Below are 23,517 nucleotides of genomic sequence, written 5' to 3'. Positions count from 1 at the left end.
TTCTTCGAAAGTTCTTATAGTTCTTAGCTCCCTGTCAGGCTTTACCTGCTGGAATTTTCAAGGCAACCTGAAATTATATTGTATGCTCTTTCGGCTGCTGTTTCATAAGACTCGGAAAAGCCACTCCAGACAAACTTGCTTTCAAGAATTTTCCAGAGAATTGCCTTTCTCTGCCTCTGTTCTGCCACATGATGCTTGAGATAACTTCTAAGCTCATCCTGAAGCCGAATCATATTGGAATATTCTGGAGTTATCAAACCTTCGATCTGCTTTCGGGTGTATTTTGAGACTGCGGGACTGTGGCCGAGAGTGGAAATGCCGATTACAAGGTCGCCTCTTTTTATTACTGATGGGATTACGACACTACCTAAAGCGTCAACCTGATTAATCAAAATATCGCTCTCCCTTGCAATGGCGGTGATTTTTTGGTTAAGTTCAAAATTGCTTGTCGCGGGTATGACAATAAAAGCCCCTGAAATTAGTTCTCTGAGTTCGGAATCCGAAGCTTCAAGCAGATCAAGCCTAACAAGCCGCACCTGTCCTGAAGCTTCAAGTTCCTGAAGGCGCTGGGAGAATTCAAGGCTGGCAACAAGAGTATCTGCACATCCTGAGAAGAGTTCAGCTTTGCGTTCTCCAACCGAGCCTCCTCCAAAGATAACGATTTTTCTGCCAGACAGGTCAAGCATAAGCGGGAGAAAATTGTTTGTTTCAGCCATAGCCAGGAACCTCGCAATAATAAATTTTAATGCAACACCTTACAGCCTGACCCCGGTTTTTTTGAACTCCCGTTCACTGAAAAAGAGGGTATAATCCTTAATTCCTGTAGCTTCTGAGATTCTGACAGCTACCTCTTCACAGTCTTCTGGAGTATAAGAGTGAACCATAGTGAACAGGTTATATGGCCAGTCAGGATAGCGCGGACGTTCATAGCAATGAGTCACTTCTGGGAATTTGGCCATTATTGTCCCGACTTTTTCAATTTGCTCCCCCGGGACGTTCCAGACACACATAGCATTGGCTGTTATTCCTATTGCCCTGTGCCCTATTGAAGCTGCAAAACGCCGGATTTTTCCGGCTTTCTGAAGGCGTTTAAGTCTGTCAACAACTTCCTGTTCACTTATCCCAAGTTCGGCAGCCAGACCTCTGAAAGGGGAATGGGTTAGCGGGATTCCATCCTGCACGAGCTTGAGAAGTTCAACATCTGTTTGATCCATTTTTTCACCTTATATGGATTTTTTGATAAACCTTTTTTAATAGGGTCTCATCTTTTTCATCCATTTTTCACCTGATATCGAACTTTACATTTATCTTGAAGAGACGCTTTGTGGGGAGATTTAACAGAGGACAGCCGGTTCTCTCCCGGATTTCGTGAATTATCTCTTCAAGTCTCTTTTTGCTGGGGGCCGAGAGGGTAAACCATAGGTTATATTTTGCAGCGTTTCGGAGGTAATTATGGGAAACTTCAGAGTATTCATTTATGAAGTTTGCAACCTCTTCAATTCGAGATTCAGGAACTTTCAGAGCTACAAGTGTGCTTACTCCGCCCATTTTTCTAGTGTTGAGTACAGGCCCTACCCGTCTGACTGCTCCTTTCCTGTTGAGTTCTTGCAGCCTTTCAAGCACCTCGATTTCGGAGAGGCCGAGAATTTCGCCTAACTTCTCAAAGGGCTCGACTTCAAGGGGAACTTCTTGCTGGATCTGGTTCAAAATTCTCTTATCAATCTCATCAAGTTCGAATTCAGGAACTTCTTCTTCGTAAGGCTGCATGTGAGAGGGAAAATTGGCTTTCTCCTGCTGGAGCTGAGTTTTACAGTTTTCAACTTCAATCATCCTGATCACTACCATTTTTTCGAGGCCTGTATATACAGTAAGGCTCTTCTTCAAGATAATCGCCTGTAGCAGCATAAGCTCTTGCCCTACAGCCAGAACAGACTTTTTTGTATTCGCAGATTCCGCATTTTCCCTTAAGTTTGTCGGGATTTCTGAGTTTTGCAAAGACTTCGGAGTTTTCCCATATTTCCTTGAAGGACTGTTCCCGAAGATCGCCGGCAAGTAGAGGCAGGTAGCCGCAAGGGTAGACCTTACCTACACTTGATACGAAGCAGAAACCTGTGCCTCCGAGGCAGCCTTTTGTCATTGCCTCATAGCCATGGGTTTTAACTGAGATCTCAATGCCTTCTTTTTTTGCCTGCTGGCGCATTATCCTGAAATAATGGGGGGCGCAGGTTGCTTTTAGCTGGATTTTCGATTCTTTATGCATCTCATAAAACCAGTGCAGAATACGCTCGTAGTCTTCAGGGGAAACCTCATCGGATTCCTCTCCCCTGCCTGTGGGCACAAGGAAAAATACATGATATGCAACTGCTCCAAGCTCTTTTGCAAGCTCAAGAGTCTTGGGGATTTCCTCGATGTTGCGTTTTGAGACCGTAGTATTGATCTGGAAGGGAAAATCAGTTTTCCTTAGGACATCAATGCCTGCAAGCGTTCTTTCAAAAGCCCCGGGCATGCCCCTGAAATTGTCATGGTTCTTTGCAGTAGCTCCGTCAATGCTGATGCTGAGCCGCTGGATGCCCGCTCTTTTCAGCTTCTCCACGATCTCAGGCGTAAGAAGTGTGCCGTTTGTTGCAAGCACTACTCGAAGCCCGGCATCAGTGCCGTACCGCGCAATTTCAAAAACGTCAGATCTGATAAGAGGCTCGCCTCCGCTCAGAATGAGAATGGGTTTTCCAAGCTCTGCAACTTCATCAATGAAATGTTTAGCTTCGTCAGTTGTAAGTTCACCTGTCGGAACTGAGGAAGTGGAAGCTCCCCTGCAGTGTACGCAGTTCAGGTTGCATCCTGCAGTCAGTTCCCATGCAATAAGCCTTGGTGCATTTGTCATGGCGATCATAAATTAGCTGTTTTTATTAATAGCATTCAAAGTTTAATGAGATTTACAAATTAACGATAATTAAAAAGTTAAATTCATAGCTTGAAGAGCGAATAAGATCTAGATTAATTTACCGGGAATTTATCCAATTAAGACATGAAAGATTCAAATTTTATATCTGAAAGGTCATATTCATAAAGTAATATTAATATTCTGCCATTTCATATGAAAAATTGTGGAAAGAAAAAAACCAAATAGTAAGGGTTTTAATTTCATCCAGAGTCGTTGGCAATTTATTATCAAATAATCTATCTAAAAGTCAAAATGGAAAAATAAATTCATTAATTAGTAAATGTAAATCCAAAGCCTAGAAAACTCATTGAAGAATAAGAAATTCTCCTTTTAAACCGTAACTACTCCATCATTATTGGTGTCTCATTATTCCAGTATATATCTATAATGGCTGTACTCCAACGATGCAAAGATATTGAAGTTTTTTCTTTTGCCACTCCGTTATCTAATACAACTTTGAATGTATACTTTTTCTGTTCAAAAGAGTTTTTAAGATTAAACGGTTTTGTTTTTGAGACTGATTCGTCTGGACGGAGCTTATACGATTCCTTAAATATAGATTCATTATGAGAATTGAGTATTTCAACTGATACTTCGTGGGTTCCTACATCATGGTTTCTTAACTCAAAAAAGTTCTCCTCTGCTGGACCAACAAGAAGAAATGTTAACAAATAATAACCTATGATTGCAGCTAGGGGTATGAATTACAGAAATAAAAGTAGTTTTCTAAAATTTCGCATTTGAAACTCCTTTATATTTGAAATTCAACATATTATTCTGAGTTAAATAATTTGAGTCGCATATTGGGTTTTGGGATCTTCTCATTGAAAAAATGATAATGAAAACTAACTTTTTTGTTAAAACCATGGAAGTAATGAGTCTCCTTTTCCTTTTTCATTCCCCATCTTTAAACCATCAACTTTTCCTTCTTCATTAGACATATAATAGGATTCTGCAATCAATTTTTTCAGCGCGGGTGTTTCTTCAGTGAAATTTGTTAAGCCCATGATTCCGTAATAAACTATAAAATAATCTTCTCGAGTTTCAAGGAAAGGTCTCTCATACACTAGAAAATATCCTGACGTTTCAGGGCTTTCATATCCTGTTGCATTAAAAGAGGTAAGGTTATAGGAATTTTCAACTTCACGCTTTTCAGTTTCTTCTTGAAGTTCTTTACTAATATTTAGCTCCTGCTGGAACACATTACTATTTTCTTCGAGATGACGATAGAGGGTATTCTCTCCTTTTAAGAATTCAGATTCGTCATCAAAATACCAAAAACTTATAAATTTTCCTCCAGAAAAATTACCCATCTCACAGTAAGAAGAAATTTTCGGAAAAAGTGCCGTGCATCCCTGTTCACTTTTTTGCCATGCTCCAGGGATGTACCATTTTGGCATGGATTCTGAAGGAGGCAGTCCTGGACCGATCTGAATGAAATCTAGTAATAACCATACTCCAATAACAGCAGCTATGAAAAAAATTAAAAGTGCTATCTTCTTATTAATTTTCTTATAATACATATGCCTGCTCCAGTTTAACAAAAATATAATGGGTGATTAAGGTCTCACCCATGCTGACACAATTCCAGTCCAGCTCCCAAGCGTATCCTTAAAAACGAAAAAAATGGGTGAAAAAGATAACTATCCAGAATAGCATCTTTTAAGCCTTAAAAGACTCAACCCATTCCGGCCTTTCAGGAGGATTATTTGCCAGCATACCTCTCCATTCTTCATCTGTCAATCTATCTCCTGAAGACTGCCAGAACTCGTAATAGCTCATCACAGGACCTGCTCCAAGCACAATCCTACCATCGGGCTGTTTATAGGCTACTATTATTAGGTCCAGTTTTCCTGTCCCTTCTTCCAAAACTCTTCCTTCTCTATCTGTATAGACATCCGCAACCATGACAGAGCTCTGAAAGTCCTCATCTATGTTCTCAAGCATTGGGGCTATATTTTGTCCAAAATTCCTGATGAACTCATACTCTTCATCTGTCAGCTCTTTGTTTTCAAGCTCTTTAATCGAGATTTCCAGCAACTTTTTAAGGGTGTTTTCAAGAGTTGTGAACTCTTTATCTGATTTTTCATCAAGTACTTCCATTTCAGCCAGCCCATTGTGTGCCATTTTTGTAAGGGCAAGCATCCTGGAATAGAATTCGGGAACTGGTTCCACATATCCCTGAACAGGCTTTTCTTCTGGAATATAGGGTACACCTGTGTAACGAGCCTGTTTTGCATAGAGAATAGTATCGTGCCTGAGTTCAGTCCAGGAAGCAAGAGCTGTGTTAAGCTGTTTATCTTCCCAGGCTTCAGTCTGCATAAATACAGGATAGCCCTCTGGATAACTTATTAGGAGAGGCTTTAAAGCGTACAGTTGAGCCCAGTAAAGATTTTTATTCCAGTCTTCTTCATCAAAAGCTCCAAATTCATTTTTCAGAGATGTGTGAGCTTTTTTGTATTCTTCATTTTCAGAAATACCCTGATTTTTCAGGTGTTCTCTTGCTCTTTCAGAACCTAGAAGGTCCATAATATTCAGGGCAGGAGGATGGAGCCTCTGGAGAATATAGGAGTCTGGAGTATATCGCTGACCCATGAATCTGAACCCTTTTGTAGCCTCAAGAGTTTTGTTTTCGGTTTCAGAGCCTGCCTGAATTATTTCCCCTGTTCCGCTGTAGATTTTTGGGCTTTCATATTTTTCCAGCTCAGTTTTCAGTGCTGTAAGACTTTCATTGTCGAAGCTTACTCCGTTTCTATAATTCCCAAAAACAGTATCCAGAGCTTTTGTATATTCATAGGGCCCGAGGTCATCAGAAAAACCAACATAAAAAGCAGTTACGTTATAGATTCTGTCCCATCTTTCTCGGAGGTTTTTGTCATTATCACAATGGTCAGAAATCAAAAAAGCCTGTATAGTCTGGATTCTCGCTTCATTTTCCGGGTCTTCTGTATTAATCATGTCCGGCTTAAGTAGCATACTCATTCTACCATGCCACATCATGGCCTTGAAGTATTTCTGAAGTTTTTCAGAGGATGTATAGTGTCCCCGTGGAGTGTACTGAGAGTAATCTTCACTGTACTTGAAAATCGGAGACACTCCCTCTTTTTGAGCTTCTATCAAAGTGAGTTCAGCCTCTACATCTTCCTGCACATATTTCGGTACTTCAAAGCTATATTTTTCTGAACTTGAAGTCTCTGTAGATTTGACTTGTATCCGATTTGGATCTGTTTTTTCCTCAAGCAAACTAAGGGCAACCGCAAAGTATGCAACATTTCTTCTTGCAGCTTCCTTTACTTCATCAGATAAAGAACTGTTTTCTTTTATCTCGTTATAATCTTCTATGGAAGATTCAAGGAGCGTTTTGTCAAGTCTCCAGAGCTCGTCGTAAAACTCATTTTCTTCAACCCTTTTTAAGGTCTCATCAAACTGGATATGGTAAAGGTGGAGGAGAGAGTCTGACGTGATGAATGTAGGAACGTCAGCCACTTTCAGGTCTCTGTAAGTTGCATTTACTTGCTCCACTTTAAATTGATTTTTGGTAACTTCATTTTCAATTACAACAAACCCATTTGTGTACAGTAAGTTCCTGCTTTCGTTTGTTAGGGGAATCTTTTGGACGAAATCATCATGATTTACAATTTCGGAAGCTTGTAAAGGTAGAGAATAAGTGGGAACTGCAGCCTCGAACTGCAGATTTTCTTTACTGTAATATTTGGAAAAGGAGTTTTGCCCTTCAAGTTTAAGGGCATTTTTACTTTTTTCGGAGGAGTTCTCTATAGAAACGTCTTCTTCGGTGGAATTATATGAACTAGTCTGAGTGTTCATCTCATCCTCAAGCTTTGTCTCATTAACTAGTTTTGTTTCATTAGCTAGCTTTGTCTCTTTTACTGGCTCACTGCTATTGCCAATGCAGCCTGATCCAGATATCAGTGATGCTATAAGCAAGCAAATAATTGTCAGTGCCCTCATTTTCAACTAAGATCCCCTCTAAACTGCAAAAGTAAACACAAATTCAATAACTAATAATTTTTAAATAAATAGACTCTATAATTTAATTTAAGCACACACTTTATAAGTTTTTCTAGCCAAATCTTCAAATTTGTTCTTCTCATACCGTCTTCATGTTATAATCGTTCCTTGATCTTTAATTGTCAGAGACTGTACACAGAATGCTTATATAACGACAGAGACCGTAGCTATTTCCTGTGATAAAGAAACTGTGACCTCACAACTTTATGATTTTTTACACGGCATTTCTACCAATATAAAAAGTTAGAATTTAGTACCAGATCTTTTTCAGACTCAGGTTTGGAAAAGGCAAAAAAATTCGATAAAAGGCAGAATTATCTGGTAAAACAATCTTGTTTTTCAAGAGCAAAAAGAAAAGAATTTGCGATGGAGAAAGTTGAAAAGAATTTGCGATGGAGAATGCTTATCGTCAGAGTGAATTCTAGAGGAAAAAGTCACAAAAAAATACGGGTAAAGGCAAAGCTACCTTATTATTTTGAAAACTATTCTAATAATTCCTAATAATTTCTAACAATTTGGTATAAGCTGGAATGGTATCAGTTGAAATGGATATTTTAGTAGGTTTGAATACAGTTCCATTGCATTCTCTTACTCCAGCAGAGTCCTCGGATTAATAAAACCGCTCCTGAGCATATGGTCGGCAAGCACAAGGGCAACCATGGCTTCGGCAACAGGCACCATGCGCGGAGGAATTGTCGGATCATGCCGACCTTTGATTGCAATTTCTGTATTTTCTAATGTTTTGAGGTCAACGGTCTGCTGAAGTTTTCCTATGGACGGGGTTGGCTTTACTGCTGCCCTGCAAATGATATCCAGGCCGGTTGAAATTCCTCCGAGAATCCCACCAGCATTATTGCTCGAAGTGGTTATTTTTCCTTCCTCGATCCGGAAAGGATCGTTCATTTCACTTCCGCGCAGGCGAGCAGCTTCAAATCCGGCTCCGATTTCAAAACCTTTGACAGCAGGAATACTCATAAGGGCTTTTGCAAGGTCCGCATCCAGCCGGTCAAACACAGGCTCTCCAAGGCCGGCAGGCACACCTTTTATAATGAGCTCGACAATGCCTCCAACGCTGTCTCCTTCCTGCCGAAGGGACGCAACTTTTTCAAGCATTTTTTTAGCAGCTTCAAGATCGGCACAGCGTACAGGGGTCTTTTCTATGTTTTCGAGGATTTCTTCAAAAGAAAGGGGCTTTGCCCGGATGGTTCCGAGTTCGATCACATGCCCGACAACTCGGATTCCGAATCTGGAAAGCAGGAGTTTTGCAAGGGCTCCACCTGCGACCCTGCCTATTGTTTCCCGAGCTGAAGACCTGCCTCCCCCACGGTGGTCTCTCATTCCATAACGAGCTATATAGGTAAAATCGGCATGTCCGGGCCTGGGAGTGTCTTTAATGGCATCATAAGCTGAAGACTTGGCATCCGAGTTCCAGACAAGCATGGAAACTGGAGTACCTGTACTCATTCCTTCAAAAACTCCCGAAAGGATCTCCACCCTGTCAGCCTCGTGCCGAGGAGTTGAAACCTCACTCTGCCCCGGGCGCCTCCTGTCTAGTTCTTTTTGGATGTCAGTCTCGGAGAAAGGAAGCCCTGCAGGCAATCCGTCTACTACAACACCTACAGCCCTGCCGTGGGATTCGCCCCAGGTGGTAATTCGAAACATCTGCCCGAAAACGTTTCCAGCCATGCATCTTAACTGGTTTTTTTGCTATTTTATCCTTGGGGTTGCTGAAGGAAGAGACGAAAATATCAGATAAAAAAGTCAAATGAAAAATAAGATGAAAAAATCAGATGAAAGAATTAGGATGAAAAAGTTAAATTAAGAAAAGCGGAAGAAAAAGAATTCTTATTCCGAGCCTGTCCATGTCATATAAGCTTCTACTATTTCCTGCCCTTCCAGAAATACCAGCCCGTGTTCTTTACCGTATTCTTTTGAGTCTTCTTTGGAGAGAGCCTTCCCATTATTATCGTCAAGCATCTCGCAGACTACCATTGCAGGGGTAATGCCTGCCATACGGGCAAGGGCAACTGAAAGTTCGGTCTGGCCTTTGCGCTCATCCAGAAGCCCTTCGGCAGCCCTCAACAGGGCAACGTGCCCAGGGGTTCGGAATTCATCTCCAAAATGAATTAAGTCTCCGGACAGCTTCTTTTCAGTAATTTCCCCTATTTTCCGGATAGTAAGGGCTCTTTCGTTATCAGGAATGCCGGTTCTGGTCTCTCTGTGATTGACCCAGAGAGAAAAGGAAGAATGAGAATCATATTTAAGGTCGCCTTCTTTCTCTACGATTTCCCCAAGCACGTCACTGGCTTTGCTGGCTTCCCGGACGAGTTCAGCCATAAAGGGCAGCTTGAGCTGTTTTGAAGCCACAGGGTCCACAGCCACACAGATAAGGCCGCCTGCATCTTTTCGCATCCATTTTACATCTTTGAAAGTGACCGCTTTTGCAGGGATTACAAGATCAGTCTCTCCTTCCCTCGAGTCCGAATCGTAAATCTGGATCATTTTTCCGGCTCTCAGGGCTTCCAGTGCTTGGTTGATGTTCTCATTTCTGTACGTAAGACATTCGTAAACTGTACTTCCGCTCATTTCTGGTTCTCCATGCCCTGTTTTTTTAACTTTACCACAACTCTGTCCCCATCGTTCAATTCCAAGGCGTCTCTTAACTTTACCGGTGCAATAATTTCAATCAAATCTGATGGGTAGTGCGTTCTTTCAGGAGCTACTACAGCAGCTTCTATACCGCCAACGATAACAGGATAGCAATTTCCGCTTCCAAATGTCCGTTCTCCATCGTTGAAACCTTCTACCCGGATAGCCGGCATTTCACGTAAAAGATTTCTAATAGGCGAACTGCTTTTAGAAAGCTGTACGTTCAGAGTCCCGGGAAAAGGTACAAAATGCAATTTTTCTTCGAATTGCTTCCGATACCCGGGTATATTTACGTAATACTGGCCTTCGCCAAGTCCCTTAAGCACCTTTCCTTCAAGCTCCAGAATTTCGGGTTCCGGAGAAAAGATCCTACTATAGTCGACGTATTCGTTCTTAAGAACTTCAATCCCTTTTTCTGTCATTTTTATCAACTGGCCACCGGGAACGATCTTCCGTTGGATCAGCCCTTCCTCTTCAAGCTGCTTTAGCTTTCTTGCTGCGGTTTTGGAGCTTGCCCCCGTGTGCTTTTGAAACTCGCTTGATGAGACCTTGATGGTTTTATTTACTGCTCCCATTAGTGCGAGTTTTTTAAGGTATTCAATATCAGGCACTTTCGGCACCTATCTTAATTTTGAGATGCATCTCAATTATGAGATGTTAGACTATGCATTCTGTTATAATAAAACTTTTGATAGCACTTTCTAACTGGTAAATCTTCAAGAAAGGCATCCGGAGAAGTTAAGTATTTAGTATCTTGAATCCATCTATTGATTATACCATGACAAGAGAAATTGAAGTTGAGTGCCCCTCATGTTCCCCTGAAGAAGAGGTAGGGCATGAGGTTCTGAAAGAGGGGCAGAGCCCGCTTGTACGCTGTCTGGAATGCGGGCAGGTGCATGCTGCGAAGCTTAAAACCCCTAAATCTGTCAGATTGAAAGTGATAGTAAGTAAGATGGACATTTCAAACACTTATAGAACTGAACTCGATTCTGAGACTGTCCTTCAGGTAGACGATGAGCTGGTTGTAGATGATGAGGAAACAGGAGTAGTGGTGCCTATATTGATCACTGCTCTTGATGCAGGAGGAAAACGAGTCAGGATTGCCAGGGCAGAAGACACCGAGACAATCTGGGGCAGAGCTATTGATGAGGTAACTGTAAAATTTTCCGCACAGGCAGGAACTGAAAAGACTGAAGTTCTTGAAAAACGCGTGCCTGGAGATTATGAATTTGTCGTAGGATCCGAAGAAAGAGTGGGGAATAAACGCCTTTTCATTAACAAAATCAAGGTGAGAGACGGAGCATTCCGATCCAGAAAAGGCGATGTTGTGCTTGCAAAATACGTAAAAAGAATTTTTGCGAGAAAGAAAGGGGAAGGTTCGGGTCAACGTGATTTCCGAAGAGGGCCGTGGTAAAGGAAAAAATAAAAGAGATAAAGAAGAGGAAGAAATACTCGAAGAAATGCGCAGGCGCCTCGTAGACAATCTTGGGGCTTACCTGTTGCTGAAAGATAATGTTCGCGAGGCTATGCTTCGTGTCCCAAGACATAAGTTTGTTCCTGAGTATGAGCAAAAAGCAGCTTATGTAGATAGACCCCTTGAAATCGGCTATGGGCAAACAATCTCTGCCCCGCATATGGTTGCGATTATGTGTGACCTTCTTGAACTTTCAGAAGGTCACAAAGTCCTTGAAGTAGGGGCAGGTTCAGGATATAATGCTGCAGTTATGGGGGAACTAATAGGAAAAAGCGGACATGTGTATGCTGTTGAACGCATAGAAGCCCTTGTGAATTTTGCAAGAGATAACCTGAAAAAAACAGGATATGAGAATGTTACAGTAGTACTTGAAGATGGCTCAATGGGTTATTCTTAGTGTGCTCCCTACGACAGAATAGCCGTGACCTGCGCAGCTCCCTATATTCCTGAGCCTTTGCTGGAACAGTTGAAGCCGGGGGGTATAATGGTCATTCCTGTAGGGGACTATTCTCAAGAACTCTATAAAGTTAAAAAGGACAGCAAGGGCAATATACATAAAAAGAAAAAAGGTGGGGTCGTTTTTGTACCCTTGATTGGAAAACATGGCTTCCGAAAAAGTCCTGAACTCTAAGATTACGATCCGAAAAAGGTAGAACCCAGCTTTAAGCGGCTTCTTTAAAAATTTTAAAAAAATTAAATAAGGTATTAATAAGTGTAAAATCATCTATTGAATATGGGCGTCTACACTTATGAGGACTTTGAGGAAATTCGAGTCAAGGATGTCTACATAGTCGATGTTTTTACAGATCCGACTCCTGTGGTGCTTCTTGAAGATACACAGGGGAATATGCTTCCCATATATATCGGACATCTCGAAGCTTTATCAATAGGAAACGTAATTAAAAAGATTTCTCCACCGAGGCCCATGGCTCATGACCTCATGCTCAATATTTTCGACAGGCTGGAAGTGAAAATCGAGGGAGTATTAATTGATGAAAAGGTGGACAAGATCTATTACGCCCGGCTTCTTATAAGAAAAGACAACAGTATCATGCAATTTGACGCAAGGCCAAGTGACTGCATTGCTCTTGCCCTGCGTGTTGGAGCTCCGATAAGAGTTAGGAAAAAGGTGCTTGAAAGTTCCGAAGTCGAGATGTCAAGACTTGAGGGTGCCCGTGTGATAAATATTTTCGGTTAGTGCCTGTTTGAGCGCTCAGAATTTCCTTCCTGGGCCTCTGGACCTCAACTTATTTTCGCTTACCGTCGCTTATCCCTGTCTTTTCAGTCTGCGAAATGTTGCTTTTAATATTTTCTTTAATATTCTAGGGAGTGTCTTTTTAATATTGCTTTTAATGTTAAGACGGGCGGGCATTGACTTGATTTCGATAAGCTTTTAATAACAGTTAAATTCATTATCCCATAGATGCTCACCAAAAGAATAATACCATGCCTTGATGTGACCCTTGACAGAGCGGGCGGCTGTGTTGTTAAGGGGGTTGAGTTCGTGGACCTGAAAGAGGCCGGAGATCCTGTGGAACTCGCCAAGCGCTACAACCAAGAGGGCGCAGACGAGCTTGTTTTTCTGGATATTACAGCTTCGGCTCATGGTAGGGAAACCATGATCGATGTGATTGAAAGGACTGCAGATGAAGTTTTCATTCCTCTTACCATTGGAGGGGGGATAAACTCTATTGACGCAATTCGCCAGATTCTTAGAGCTGGTGCAGATAAAGTCTCAGTTAACACCTCTGCGGTCAAGAATCCTGACTTCATCAAAGAAGCCTCAGATATATTCGGAGCTCAGTGTATTGTTACTGCGATTGACTGCAGGCGAAATACCGATGTAAAGAATAACCCCGACAAAACCATTCTTGAAATGGAGGACGGGACCCCTGCCTGGTACGAGGTAGTAATCTACGGGGGCAGGGAAGCTACAGGAATCGATGCCGTGCAGTGGGCAAAAAGGGCAGAAGGACTGGGCTCAGGAGAAATCCTGCTCACAAGCATGGATCGAGATGGAACATGTGCTGGCTATGACCTGCCAATTACAAGAAAGCTTTCTGAAGAGCTTGATGTCCCGATTATAGCCTCAGGAGGAGTTGGAAGCCCTCAACACATCTATGAGGGATTCTCAATAGGAAAAGCCGATGCCGCCCTTGCAGCAAGCATCTTCCACTTTAGGGAATACTCAATTAAAGAAGTTAAAGAATACCTCAAGGAACGTGAAATTCCCGTAAGGCTCTAAATTCAGTAAAAAGCAGAAAAAAGGGAGTGGGAAGATAATAGAGATCTCAGAATTCTAGAAACTAATTCAAGGACTATACTAACATTGACAGGAATCTCCTCTTTTCGGTCAGGCCTTTTTAAAAAGGGTTGATATACGAACTGTATGATCATAATGACAGGAAAAGGGAAGGTAACGCTACTATACTCTGGCTGGTTGAGGAAATTGGAGAACTTGCCGAAGCCATCCGCAGGGAAGAGCTAGAAAATATCGAAGAGGAGCTTGCAGATTACTTCGCCTGGATAGGGGCATTGCTAATCTTTATGGTGTGGATCTCGAAGAAGCTTTCCTTAAAAAGTACCCTGGCATGTGTCCTAATTGCAAGCAAAAACCCTATATGCACGGAATAAGTAAAGTAAACATATTTTTCTTCGAGGAACCTGATTTTCAGAATTTGTTCCCTTGATCTTAATTGTCCTGTTTTTATCTTTCCGGAGATTTTTATATACATTCCTAGATATCTTGAGATACTTTTTTATTTCTTCGAGGCAATATCTTATGCGGAATTCTTATTTGGATTCTTTATTTATCTGGGGGAATATATGTGTCAGCCGAAACCATGGAACTTCTTGAGGGGTTGCAGCTGAAGATTCTTAACAACACTGGCGAGGATCTAGTGCTTCAAGCTCAGAAAATTGAGAAAGGGAAATATAAAAAAGGCCGCCAGGCTCCTGCTAAAATCGAGTCTTATGAGGAAAAAAGTTTTGAGCTCGTTGCTTGTGAAGGGAGCTGCGAAGGTGGAGTGGATATTGAGGGTTGGGTCAAGTATGGGATAGGATGTACGGAGGGGTACTGTAAGATACACTTCAAATATGTGGGAAAAACAGACAAACTAGGTTACTCCTGTGAATGCCACATGCACGATGGAAAGATGCTCTGCGATGCTTCAAAGGATGAGAAAACCGGGAGGACAGTGAGCTGGATAATAGGGCCAAAGGCATAAACCCAAAAGAAATGCTTATTTGACTTGCCCGATAACACTTTTAATTCGTAGCTTCTTTTTTATTTTGGCTATGCTAAAATCCCTGGTTGTAACTTAATATTTTCTAGCAGAGCAAACAAAAACGCTCTGCTAGTATACTCAATAACGCTCGGTAATCTATTATTAGTCGTCAGTAGAATAGATTATATAACATTTATCAAATAGCTTTCGAAGTCTGTAGAAAAATAGACCGGATTAGATATCTCATTTTTAGTTTTTCCTTCAATAACTGCTTTTGTCATAAGTGCAAGATTTTTTGCCCCATCTTTTGAGAACCCTGCCTGTATCAGTGTACTTTCCCATTCTTCAGGTAGCACCTGCTGTAAAATGACATTTCTATTTAATACCTCTCCAAATATCTTTGCTATATCTAAAGAACTGTAAGCGTGGGACCCGGTTATCTCGTATATTCTTTCCTCTGAGGTTTTACAAACTATTACCTCTGACAAAAATTCTGCAACATCGGAAGGAGCAATCATAGGCACCTTCATCTCAGGTGGGAAAAAAGTTGGCAGTATTCCATGTTCCTTAACCAATTCTAAATATCCAAGCCAGTTACTAAAATAATAAGAAGGTCGGACAAAAACCTGTTCGATTTCAAGGTCAGAAAATGCGTGTTCCAGAATATAAGATGCCATCAGATTACCTGTTCCAGATTCGTGCTGTGCCCCATTAGATGACAAACCAACAATTTTAGTGATGCCGGATGCTAAAATAGCCTCTCCATAATTATTTAAAATCGTTTTAGTTTCGCTTATAAAATCTTGAGATTCAGGATTTTCAGGTGTTAATAGAAAAGCTGAACTTCCTCCTTGAAAGGCTTTTTTTAAGGCTTCTACATCAAAATAATCTGCAATACTAACCTCAACACCCTTACTTCTCAATCTCTCTGCTTTAGAACCATTTCGAACAACAGCTCTTACGGATTGACCTCTCTTTATAAGATTATCAACAAGCATTGAGCCTATCTGTCCTGTTGCTCCTAATATTATATCCATTTTATAATCCCATCCATATAACTAATTTGAATTAAATTCAGTATTATTAACCCAATAACGGAAAGTCTGTTAGATATCCCTTAAATTTATAAGTCATTAATGATGGCTTCACTGTTTTAAAAGATTATTTGCTTATAAGCTATTGGGTTATTTTCACACTATTCAGTTATTCCATGCAAGAAAATTATAGAGATACATGTAGATACGCTGTAGGTACACAGTAAAATTTCCTTATAAAGCCTCTCAACTTGCTATAATAGGAATTGCTATGCTGTAATTCTTTCTTATAATCTCAGTTTCAGGTTTCCAGGAAATAGAGAGGATGCCAAAGTTTAATAAAGTGCAGGCTCTCTAATTCCATCGATGAAGCCTGAAAAACCGGAATTGCTTGCCCCGGCAGGTGGTATGGAAGCTTTTGTTGCGGCCGTAGAAAATGGGGCGGATGCTGTGTACCTCGGAGCCCGGGCTTTCAGTGCTCGAAGGTATGCCTCAAACTTTTCAGAGGAAGAACTTGAAGAAGCCATCGATTATGCTCATCTAAGAGGCGTGAAGGTATACGTAACCGTAAATACATTACTTAAGGAAAAAGAAGTAGAAAACGCCCTCAAACTGCTTTCCTGGCTGAGACAAATCGGAACTGATGCAATCATAATTCAGGATCTCGGGCTTATCTCCCTTGCAAGAAAATACCTGCCTGATCTTCCGCTGCATGCGAGCACACAAATGACTTTGCATAATAGCGAAGGGGTCGAATTTGCAAAAAAACTAGGAATAGAGAGGGTTGTGCTCTCAAGGGAGTGCTCGCTTGAAGAGATTGAACAAATGAGAAAGAAAACCGGGACTGAAATCGAGGTTTTCATACATGGGGCCCTCTGCATTTCTTATTCCGGCCAGTGTCTCCTGAGCAGCCTTATAGGAGGAAGGAGCGGAAATCGAGGGTTCTGTGCCCAGCCGTGCCGCAAAAAATACAGGCTATACTGCGAAGGAAAACTTATCAAAACAACCGGGAGCTACCTTTTAAGCCCGAAAGACCTTAACACGACTTCAGGACTGGGGGCCCTTATAGGAGCCGGGATTGAATCTTTTAAAATTGAAGGCCGGATGAAAAGGCCTGAGTATGTTGCAGGCGTTGTAAGGATTTACCGCCGCCTGATTGACAGGTATATTGAAAACCCTGCAGAGTATTACGTTTCCGAAGAAGAGCAGGAAACACTCACTCAACTCTTTAACAGGGGTTTTACTCAGGGTTACTTTTTTGAAAACCCGCGCTGGGAGCTCATAAGCCGGGAGAACCCCCACAACCGTGGAGTTCCGGCAGGTACAGTTATAGGATATGACAGGCGTTCAAGCCGGATCCGGGTAAAACTTTCAAAGCCTCTTCGCTTGGGAGACGGGATAATGGTTGAAAATGCAGAGACCAGGCCTGAAGATAAAGGAAAAATCATATCCTCAATGTATACAGGAAAGGGCCAAGTATACAGTGCAGGCGCAGGAGATACAGTAGAAATCCCCTTCGATTCAAGAGCACCTTCAGGAAGCACGGTGTACAGGACACATGACAAAAAGCTTATGGACTCTCTTAAAAAAGAAAGCGAGTCCGGAAGCCTGAGGCCTAAAATCCCTGTATTTATCATGGCAATTATTGCACCGGGAAGGCCGATAAGGCTTGAAGTAAAAGACAGAGATTCAAATGCAGTAGCAATTGAGTCCGAATATCTGGTTGAGAAAGCCAAAAAACAGCCTACTTCAAAGTCTCAAATCGAAAAACAACTTTCAAAACTTGGAAACACAATTTTTGAGGCTGCTGAACTTCATGTCACTGTGGATGGGGATATTTTTGTTCCTATGGGACAGTTGAATGAGCTGAGGACAAAAGCAATAGAGCAGCTTGAAAACCTGCGTATTTTCAGGTGGAAGCGAAAGCCTCTTGATACTCAACAATTCTTCGAATCTGAAGAAAAGGAATCTAGAGAGAAGGCAGGACAGGAAACCGAAAAAACTATTCTAGAGAGCCTTCCTATACGTCCTATGCTCTCGGTCTCCGTTTATTCCCTTGAAGGGCTTGAAGGGGCGCTTGCAGGCGGGGCCGATAGAATATATTTTGGAGAAGGACTTTTCAGAAGACCGGAAACATCAGGAAAAAAAGAGAGCCCGGCAAAAAGGCCTGAAGCCGTTTTTGAAAATGCTGTTGCGGAGGCGCAAAAGGCAGGGAAGAAAATCTATTTCATTACTCCAAAGCTTGTTAAAGATTCTAGAATGGAGTCTGTAGAAAAAATCTTCTCTATAGTAAGGGGACTGGGAGCTGACGGAGTCCTTGTTTCAAACCTTGGAACCCTGGGCCTCGCAAAAGCCGGAAAAATCCCTTTTATCGTGGACAGTCCTCTGAACATCTTTAACAGCCATACTTTTGCCCTTCTTTTGCAGGAAGGGGCTCAGATGGCGGTAATTTCTCCGGAGCTGACCCTTGAGGAATTAAAAAGTGTTGCATCTCACGGGCCTGCAGAGTGTATTGTTTACGGCAGGCTTGAACTCATAGAATCCGAACACTGCCTTACAGGCGGGCTGCTCGGGAACAATAAAGGGCAATGTAGTGCCCCCTGCAGGTCAGGAAAGTTTAAATTGGTAGACGAGAAAAACTATGAGTTTCCCCTGCTTATGGACTATGAATGCAGGATGCATCTACTTAACTCTAGATCGCTCTGCATGCTTGAATACGTTCCTGAAATCCTTGAAAGTGGAGTTTCAAGTCTGAGGATCGAAACTCTGGGAATGGAAAATCCAGACGAGATTCGAAAGGTAACTCGGGCGTACAGGAAAGCGATTGATATTTACCTTGAATCTGGAAAAAAAGGTAAGGACAACTGCGAAAAGCTTGGAAAAGGTTTTACTACAGGACACTATTTTAGGGGTGTCCAGTAAAAGCCGGAAGTGCCAGGAATGTGGATTAGAAGGTGAAAATAATATGGAAAACCTGGAGAAAATGAAGGTTTCTGAAAACAGAGGCCCCAAAATCTTTCTTTCCGGATCTATCCGTGGGGGGAGGCAACTGCTTGATACATACAGGTTTATGTTTGATATCTTGAAAGAAGCAGGGTCGGAAGTCCTCAGCTGGCACGTTGCAGATCCTGAGCTGGAAAAAACCGAAATGACAATGACAGAGGAAGAGATTTACATAAGGGACATGAATTTGCTTGTAAAAAGCGATGCTCTGATTGCAGAAGTTACGGTGCCATCCATTGGCGTGGGTTATGAAATCTGTAGGGCGCTTGTCCAGGAAATTCCCGTTCTCTGCCTTTACAGCCCAAATGCAATAGTTTCAGCAATGGTATTGGGAAATCCAGACCCTTTACTTGAGGCAAGAGCTTATTCGGACAAAGCCTCACTCAAAAAAATTATTACTGAGTTTCTCAGGGCTCTATGAGTAAAAAGCCTGAAATTTTTTCCCTTTTTTTGCAAAAAAAGTCTTCGGACGTCCTGCTCAAGTCTGATATATAATCTTTCATAGCTCGAAGCTGTATTCTAAAACTCAGTGATAATTATAAATAAGTTGAGCCCCTATGTATGATTTATGGTAGTTGGAATTATAGAAGTTTTAGTATTGATTCTGGCAATCATAGTGGCCTTTGTCCTGTATAAAGTACTGAAGACCGCAACCAGCCTTGCAATAAACGCAGTACTCGGGGTCTTAGTCCTTATGGCGGCAAAACTTTTGCTCGGACTTGAAATCGCAATTACCTGGGTAGCAGTTCTTATCTGCGCAATAGGGGGCATTTTCGGAGCGCTTGTTATAATTGTGCTGAATTATCTGAAAATAGCTTTCGTATAACAGTAAATAACAGCATAGTTTCATGAAATATTGAAAGTTATGGGAAGAATTTTTGATAAAACTTTTTTCTAAAAAGTTTTCGATAAAGCTTTTTTCTAAAAAGTTTTCAGAAGATCTTCATGGTTTCTGAAAGACTCCTTTTATCAGATGTCTCCTGTAAACTTTCCCTTTGAATATTTTTTCTTTTATTGCATCTTCCAATTCTATAATTTCGAATTCCTTAAAAACTTCCCTGATCTCTTCTTTAGTAAAATAGTGGTAGATTATTCCATTTTGTCGGGCAAAAGTCTTCTCTTCAAAAGGGATTGAGGCTTCTCCTCCGCAGCGCATATCCTCATAGCCGAAGGCCTCAAAGAAGAAAAGACCACCCTTTCGGAGTGTTTGACTGAATTCTTTAACAGCGGATTCCCTTTCTTCTTTGAAGAGGTGCTGGAGTACCCCGTAACAGAGAATTCCATCAAAAGTCTGGGCTTTAAATGGAAGATCCGAAATACTTGCCCCAAGGTGCTCAGCAAACCTTCCACTCCTTGCAAGCTGAACTCTGGAACCATTAAGAGCCGTTAATGAAATGTCAATTCCTACTGCGTTGTAATGCCTTGCGAGTTCTCCAAGGTATCTGCCATTTCCCGAGCCTGCATCAAGAATCCTGGACCCCGGAAGAAGATAGGCCTGTATATCCCGAATAGGAGCAGGCCCACCCCATTTCAGATGGGAGTATTCTTTGTCCCAGGCAAGGAAATGAATCTTCGAGGGACCTGCCTGTGAACCTGCGAGATTATGAGTATCCGAATTATCCATTTTTGCGATTCATCCGTGTTTATGACTGTTTTTCAGGGCTGTAATTTGAAGCTTCTTCGAACCTTTCTACCAGGAATTCCTTCTCAAATGAAGATAAGAACCATCCGGCTTTAGGGCCCGAGCTTTGTCCGAGTAATGAAATGTAAATTGCTTTGAAAAGCTCCTTAGGATCAACCTGCGGAGAGGGAATATTCAACTTTTCCGCAATCCGTCTATTTAGTTCGGAACCCTCGTCCTTTGCAGAATAGACAAGCATATGGTATTCTTCTCCACTGATTTCGCCTCTGGACTCAATAAGGGCTGCAAAGGCTGAAAGAAAGGCTTTCTGAAGTTCGGATAGGGTTACCGCTTGCACAGGCACCTTTTCTTTCACTTTAAACTTGGCAAAGGGCGGAGCATAGAGTTCGAGCCATTTAGAAACGTTATCTACCAGTTCTTTTATACACTTTTCATCCTTAGTTGAAAAGCCTGAACGTTTCACTATTTTCAGGATTTGATCAAAATCTCCCCTTGCTACCTGATAGATAGTCACCATCTGCTTGAAAGGAATTTCAGACTGGCAGATCCCTGTTGCCCTGGAAAGTTCATACACTCTTTTCTGAAATGTACCGAGCAAATGATCATTTTCCCTGAACTGCGTCCTAAGTCGTTCGTATTCGTCCACAAGAGTGAGAAGAGGCTGTCCAGGATCAAACTGAATGTGTTTTTCAGGTTTTGTGCGGATGATCAGGTAACGAAGAACTTCAGGAGGCACGACTTCCAGCATGTCCGAAATCGAGACAACGACCCCTGTAGAAGAAGACATTGCTCCCTGTTTTCCAAGCATTATCCACTCATAAACAATAGGATACGGAGGTTCGTGCCCGAAAATTTCTTTTACTATTCTCTTTCCGGTATCGTAAGAACCGCCTCTTGAAGCATGGTCTTTTCCGAAAGGCTCAACTGTCACTTCTAAAACCGACCAGCGAGCAGGCCAGTCCACGCGCCAGGTAAGTTTCCCTCCCCCTGCCATAGGCACGGTTCCGGAGTGTCCGCATGCACAGACATAGTCTACGGTTTCAGCTTCCAGACCAAAGCCCGTAACCTTCGTGGTTGTGATCTTTCCGCATTGATTACATCTGGGATTGAAAGGACTCCAATCCGGAGCTACGGTTTTCCCCGAGACTTCTTCGAGGATTTTCGCAATCTCGTCTCTTTTAACAAGGGCGGTTTTTATTGCTTCGGTGTATTTTCCTGTCCTGTACATCTCGTCTGCCCTGTAAACCCGAGGATTGATACCCAGGCGTCTGAGGGCTTCCAGGAAAGGTTTCAGGAAATGCTCGGCATAGTTTGCGCATTTTCCGCAGGGACAGGGAACTTCGGATATGGGTTTTCCCACATGTTCGGCATAACTCTCGGGAAGGAATGGGTAAACCTTGCGCAGGGGATCATAATTGTCGGCAATATAAATAAAATCTGCATCTGCCCCCTTATCAATTAGAGCTCTATATGCAGCATCGGCAGTCACGACTTCTCTCATGTTACCTATATGAATATGCCCCGAAGGAGTTATGCCTGTGGCAACAAGATGTTTGCCGTTGTTTTTTAGCACTTCTTCGGCTATGACGTCTGCCCAGTGAACTGTGTCAGCCATATTTCTCACCAGAATTTATGCACAAGCCTTTTGAAAAAAACTGCTTGCCTGCAAGCCTTCTCCGAAAAGACTTGAGCGAAAAACTTTGAATTCCCTGCATAATCATCGTATCAAGTTATAAACCTTGGGCTGGAAGGCAAGGAATCGGAATCTGTTTTCATTTTGTGGTCTTTGGCAATAAAATATATAATTGAAACCAAAAATAAAAACCAGATATAAAAAATAAAAAAGAAGAAAAATTAATGGAGGTTCAAAGGCAAATTAATTCAGGAGTCTGCAGATTTACAGAGATTTAATATGGCACTTTACAGAGCAAATCAAGCAAACTTGATTTACTAAATAATAAAAGCACGTAAAAATATATAAATATTTCGAAATTGGTGGAATTAAATTGTAAAATCAAAAAGTAGTAGGACAAGCTAATTGAAAACAATATAATAGGAGTATGTCGTAAAAATTCTACTAAGAAACAGATGGACAGTTGTGAAACACAAATTAAAAAAGATAACTATATTTATACATATTTTTTTAAATAAATTAAAGTAAACTGAAACATACTAACAACTATAACAAATTAAAATACACTCTAAATAAAATAACAATCAAGAATTCCCGAAATGGGTTCAGAAAATTTATTGGAGTCTCCGCAAAAGCCCTTTCAGAATGACCTGATCAAAAGTGACCCTAAAAGTAGGACATACTCACATGAGGTACAAAATTAAAATGGTAAATATTGTATTTTTATTTCTATTTTATACAGTTAAATGTTTGATGCCACTGATTTTTCAGTTCGACTGCAAAGTTCCATTAAAGAATAAATTTTACTATGCTTTATTAATTTAATGAGTTTATATCCTTGAAATATCTTACCTAGTTTTTTATTTACACTTATAAAGTTTAACTATTTCTCCAGTATCTCAATCATCAACAACAGATTCAACGCTCCAATCCACAATTGTTCCAGTAGCTGCATTGATTTCAAATTCATATTTCATATTGCCAAAAACAATAGACCCTTCATATATTGCCATTCTATCTTCAGAATCAAAATGAAGCTGGATATCGGACTCAGTTGCTCCTGGGACTTTTGCAAGTGCTATGGATTTGGCCTTTTCTTCCCCAATATACGTATTAGTATTGCCTGATTGTGTACTGCCGGATGCCGAATAGTTTTCTGCATCAGAGTCATAGCTTAAAACCTCTCCGGTAGACATATCGATTTCATAATCGTACTCGGTGCTGGCATTGTAAAACTCGATTTCATATTCTTGTCTGCCATCGTCGGTGTCAAGGTTTGCTTTAACAAAAGTAACGTCAGCTTCTGTAAGTCCGGCATGAGCAAGAGCGATTTCCTTTGCTCTGTCTGCAGTAATATTATCCGCAACGATAGTAGTCTCATTTACTGACGAAGTTTCAGAAATTGCAGGGGGTAATGCTTCATCGTTAGTGCTGGGTGTCACATCATCTGTAGACGCACAACCAGCAGCACTGATTGCTAATAGACTGACCATTAACATTGAAAATATTTCTCTTTTCATTATAAATGCCTCAAATAGTTATAAATGACTCTCTGGTAAAATAACTATCTGATAAAATCACTAATGGCTTCAGGGAAGTGTATTGGTGAAAATTAGCGAACTGTCTTAAAAAGTACATTAACTCTATAAAAAATAAAAATAACAGTAGGGAAAGTGGTTGCTATTTACCAAGGAAGAATTTTTCGGACCTGCCTAAGGAGTTCAATAGCTATCCTACTGCTGTTTTTGGGCAGGTCCGTAGTTTCCCAGTCTGGATCTTGTTTATCCCTACTGTGGAGGAACATTCAGGTTGCTACCTGAATTTTTTTTTATGCTATCTGTTTTCTAAATTTATTGCAGGAGTTTATCTTTATATCGAGCAACTT

At 41.3% G+C, this 23,517-nt stretch carries 21 protein-coding genes and 1 pseudogene; 9 read left to right on the top strand and 13 right to left on the bottom strand.

Annotated features, from left to right (window positions below; all coding sequences use genetic code 11):
- Positions 1-41 precede the first annotated feature (41 nt).
- The 9 genes from BP861_RS08455 to BP861_RS08415 form a co-directional block, all read right to left on the bottom strand.
- Positions 42-716, bottom strand: coding sequence for a precorrin-2 dehydrogenase/sirohydrochlorin ferrochelatase family protein (locus BP861_RS08455; protein ID WP_292374374.1), 675 nt, complete (start codon positions 714-716; stop codon positions 42-44).
- A gap of 39 nt (positions 717-755) precedes the next feature.
- Complete coding sequence (gene ahbB, locus BP861_RS08450; RefSeq protein WP_292374372.1) at positions 756-1,214, bottom strand: siroheme decarboxylase subunit beta; 459 nt, start codon at positions 1,212-1,214, stop codon at positions 756-758.
- 67 nt (positions 1,215-1,281) lie between these two features.
- Positions 1,282-1,845, bottom strand: a complete 564-nt coding sequence (gene ahbA, locus BP861_RS08445; RefSeq protein ID WP_292374371.1) for a siroheme decarboxylase subunit alpha — start codon at positions 1,843-1,845, stop codon at positions 1,282-1,284.
- Positions 1,823-2,890, bottom strand: coding sequence for a heme b synthase (ahbD, locus tag BP861_RS08440; RefSeq protein WP_292374370.1), 1,068 nt, complete (start codon positions 2,888-2,890; stop codon positions 1,823-1,825). The genes ahbA and ahbD overlap by 23 nt, the downstream gene beginning before the upstream one ends.
- 908 nt (positions 2,891-3,798) lie before the next feature.
- On the bottom strand, positions 3,799-4,464 hold the full coding sequence (locus tag BP861_RS08435; protein WP_292374368.1) for a hypothetical protein: 666 nt from the start codon (positions 4,462-4,464) through the stop codon (positions 3,799-3,801).
- Between the two features lie 139 nt (positions 4,465-4,603).
- The gene (locus tag BP861_RS08430; protein WP_292374398.1) at positions 4,604-6,910 is read right to left on the bottom strand and encodes a DUF3160 domain-containing protein; all 2,307 of its coding nucleotides are present in this window, start codon (positions 6,908-6,910) and stop codon (positions 4,604-4,606) included.
- A gap of 648 nt (positions 6,911-7,558) precedes the next feature.
- A complete protein-coding gene (aroC, locus tag BP861_RS08425) occupies positions 7,559-8,656 on the bottom strand; it encodes a chorismate synthase (RefSeq protein WP_292374366.1) in 1,098 nt (365 codons plus the stop codon).
- 159 nt (positions 8,657-8,815) lie between these two features.
- Complete coding sequence (ribB, locus tag BP861_RS08420; RefSeq protein WP_292374364.1) at positions 8,816-9,556, bottom strand: 3,4-dihydroxy-2-butanone-4-phosphate synthase; 741 nt, start codon at positions 9,554-9,556, stop codon at positions 8,816-8,818.
- Complete coding sequence (locus tag BP861_RS08415) at positions 9,553-10,230, bottom strand: winged helix-turn-helix domain-containing protein/riboflavin kinase (protein WP_292374362.1); 678 nt, start codon at positions 10,228-10,230, stop codon at positions 9,553-9,555. Before BP861_RS08415 ends, ribB begins: the two co-directional genes overlap by 4 nt.
- A 167-nt stretch (positions 10,231-10,397) precedes the next feature.
- Here BP861_RS08415 and BP861_RS08410 point away from each other — a divergent pair, with 167 nt between their 5' ends.
- From BP861_RS08410 to BP861_RS08385, 6 genes and pseudogenes are all read left to right on the top strand, one after another.
- Positions 10,398-11,033, top strand: a complete 636-nt coding sequence (locus BP861_RS08410) for an HVO_0476 family zinc finger protein (protein ID WP_292374360.1) — start codon at positions 10,398-10,400, stop codon at positions 11,031-11,033.
- Between the two features lie 46 nt (positions 11,034-11,079).
- Positions 11,080-11,724, top strand: a pseudogene (locus BP861_RS08405) (protein-L-isoaspartate O-methyltransferase).
- 102 nt (positions 11,725-11,826) lie between these two features.
- Positions 11,827-12,291, top strand: a complete 465-nt coding sequence (locus BP861_RS08400; RefSeq protein ID WP_292374397.1) for a bifunctional nuclease family protein — start codon at positions 11,827-11,829, stop codon at positions 12,289-12,291.
- Between the two features lie 225 nt (positions 12,292-12,516).
- Positions 12,517-13,338 (top strand): imidazole glycerol phosphate synthase subunit HisF, encoded by an 822-nt coding sequence (hisF, locus tag BP861_RS08395; RefSeq protein WP_292374358.1) that lies wholly within the window; start codon positions 12,517-12,519, stop codon positions 13,336-13,338.
- A gap of 128 nt (positions 13,339-13,466) precedes the next feature.
- A complete protein-coding gene (locus BP861_RS08390; protein ID WP_292374356.1) occupies positions 13,467-13,727 on the top strand; it encodes a MazG nucleotide pyrophosphohydrolase domain-containing protein in 261 nt (86 codons plus the stop codon).
- 194 nt (positions 13,728-13,921) lie between these two features.
- Positions 13,922-14,320 (top strand): hypothetical protein, encoded by a 399-nt coding sequence (locus tag BP861_RS08385; RefSeq protein WP_292374354.1) that lies wholly within the window; start codon positions 13,922-13,924, stop codon positions 14,318-14,320.
- Positions 14,321-14,502: 182 nt separating this feature from the next.
- On the opposite strand, the gene BP861_RS08380 is transcribed toward BP861_RS08385, so the two are convergent.
- A complete protein-coding gene (locus tag BP861_RS08380; protein ID WP_292374352.1) occupies positions 14,503-15,357 on the bottom strand; it encodes an NmrA family NAD(P)-binding protein in 855 nt (284 codons plus the stop codon).
- Between the two features lie 363 nt (positions 15,358-15,720).
- Between BP861_RS08380 and BP861_RS08375 the strand changes: the two genes are divergently transcribed.
- The 3 genes from BP861_RS08375 (at position 15,721) to BP861_RS08365 (ending at position 19,183) form a co-directional block, all read left to right on the top strand.
- Complete coding sequence (locus BP861_RS08375) at positions 15,721-18,276, top strand: DUF3656 domain-containing U32 family peptidase (protein ID WP_292374350.1); 2,556 nt, start codon at positions 15,721-15,723, stop codon at positions 18,274-18,276.
- Between the two features lie 43 nt (positions 18,277-18,319).
- Positions 18,320-18,778, top strand: a complete 459-nt coding sequence (locus BP861_RS08370; protein ID WP_292374348.1) for a nucleoside 2-deoxyribosyltransferase — start codon at positions 18,320-18,322, stop codon at positions 18,776-18,778.
- 147 nt (positions 18,779-18,925) lie between these two features.
- A complete protein-coding gene (locus BP861_RS08365) occupies positions 18,926-19,183 on the top strand; it encodes a pro-sigmaK processing inhibitor BofA family protein (RefSeq protein WP_292374346.1) in 258 nt (85 codons plus the stop codon).
- Between the two features lie 117 nt (positions 19,184-19,300).
- Here the strand turns inward: BP861_RS08365 and BP861_RS08360 are convergent, their stop codons facing one another.
- The 3 genes from BP861_RS08360 to BP861_RS08350 all read right to left on the bottom strand — a co-directional run bounded on the left by BP861_RS08360 (position 19,301) and on the right by BP861_RS08350 (position 23,152).
- Positions 19,301-19,981, bottom strand: a complete 681-nt coding sequence (locus BP861_RS08360; RefSeq protein WP_292374345.1) for a class I SAM-dependent methyltransferase — start codon at positions 19,979-19,981, stop codon at positions 19,301-19,303.
- Positions 19,982-20,000: 19 nt separating this feature from the next.
- Complete coding sequence (gene lysS, locus BP861_RS08355; protein ID WP_292374343.1) at positions 20,001-21,614, bottom strand: lysine--tRNA ligase; 1,614 nt, start codon at positions 21,612-21,614, stop codon at positions 20,001-20,003.
- A 917-nt stretch (positions 21,615-22,531) separates the two neighbouring features.
- Positions 22,532-23,152: a PepSY domain-containing protein gene (locus tag BP861_RS08350; protein WP_292374341.1), complete on the bottom strand. Its 621-nt coding sequence runs from the start codon at positions 23,150-23,152 to the stop codon at positions 22,532-22,534.
- Positions 23,153-23,517 lie beyond the last annotated feature (365 nt).

The sequence above is a fragment of the Methanosarcina sp. UBA411 genome, assembly GCF_002495725.1.
Lineage (GTDB): Archaea > Halobacteriota > Methanosarcinia > Methanosarcinales > Methanosarcinaceae > Methanosarcina.
The sequence above is the reverse complement of the archived record's forward strand: the minus strand, read 5'-3'. Positions and strand labels throughout refer to the sequence as shown.

Excerpts from the sequence above, each read along its gene's own strand:
- BP861_RS08435 (WP_292374368.1), bottom strand. The coding sequence starts at position 4,464 with ATGTATTATAAGAAAATTAATAAGAAGATAGCACTTTTAATTTTTTTC.
- BP861_RS08380 (WP_292374352.1), bottom strand. The coding sequence starts at position 15,357 with ATGGATATAATATTAGGAGCAACAGGACAGATAGGCTCAATGCTTGTT.
- BP861_RS08410 (WP_292374360.1), top strand. The coding sequence starts at position 10,398 with ATGACAAGAGAAATTGAAGTTGAGTGCCCCTCATGTTCCCCTGAAGAA.
- BP861_RS08455 (WP_292374374.1), bottom strand. The coding sequence starts at position 716 with ATGGCTGAAACAAACAATTTTCTCCCGCTTATGCTTGACCTGTCTGGC.
- lysS (WP_292374343.1), bottom strand. The coding sequence starts at position 21,614 with ATGGCTGACACAGTTCACTGGGCAGACGTCATAGCCGAAGAAGTGCTA.
- ahbA (WP_292374371.1), bottom strand. The coding sequence starts at position 1,845 with ATGGTAGTGATCAGGATGATTGAAGTTGAAAACTGTAAAACTCAGCTC.
- BP861_RS08360 (WP_292374345.1), bottom strand. The coding sequence starts at position 19,981 with ATGGATAATTCGGATACTCATAATCTCGCAGGTTCACAGGCAGGTCCC.
- ribB (WP_292374364.1), bottom strand. The coding sequence starts at position 9,556 with ATGAGCGGAAGTACAGTTTACGAATGTCTTACGTACAGAAATGAGAAC.
- BP861_RS08370 (WP_292374348.1), top strand. The coding sequence starts at position 18,320 with ATGGAAAACCTGGAGAAAATGAAGGTTTCTGAAAACAGAGGCCCCAAA.
- aroC (WP_292374366.1), bottom strand. The coding sequence starts at position 8,656 with ATGGCTGGAAACGTTTTCGGGCAGATGTTTCGAATTACCACCTGGGGC.
- ahbB (WP_292374372.1), bottom strand. The coding sequence starts at position 1,214 with ATGGATCAAACAGATGTTGAACTTCTCAAGCTCGTGCAGGATGGAATC.
- ahbD (WP_292374370.1), bottom strand. The coding sequence starts at position 2,890 with ATGATCGCCATGACAAATGCACCAAGGCTTATTGCATGGGAACTGACT.
- BP861_RS08400 (WP_292374397.1), top strand. The coding sequence starts at position 11,827 with ATGGGCGTCTACACTTATGAGGACTTTGAGGAAATTCGAGTCAAGGAT.
- BP861_RS08375 (WP_292374350.1), top strand. The coding sequence starts at position 15,721 with ATGAAGCCTGAAAAACCGGAATTGCTTGCCCCGGCAGGTGGTATGGAA.
- BP861_RS08350 (WP_292374341.1), bottom strand. The coding sequence starts at position 23,152 with ATGAAAAGAGAAATATTTTCAATGTTAATGGTCAGTCTATTAGCAATC.
- BP861_RS08430 (WP_292374398.1), bottom strand. The coding sequence starts at position 6,910 with ATGAGGGCACTGACAATTATTTGCTTGCTTATAGCATCACTGATATCT.
- BP861_RS08365 (WP_292374346.1), top strand. The coding sequence starts at position 18,926 with ATGGTAGTTGGAATTATAGAAGTTTTAGTATTGATTCTGGCAATCATA.
- hisF (WP_292374358.1), top strand. The coding sequence starts at position 12,517 with ATGCTCACCAAAAGAATAATACCATGCCTTGATGTGACCCTTGACAGA.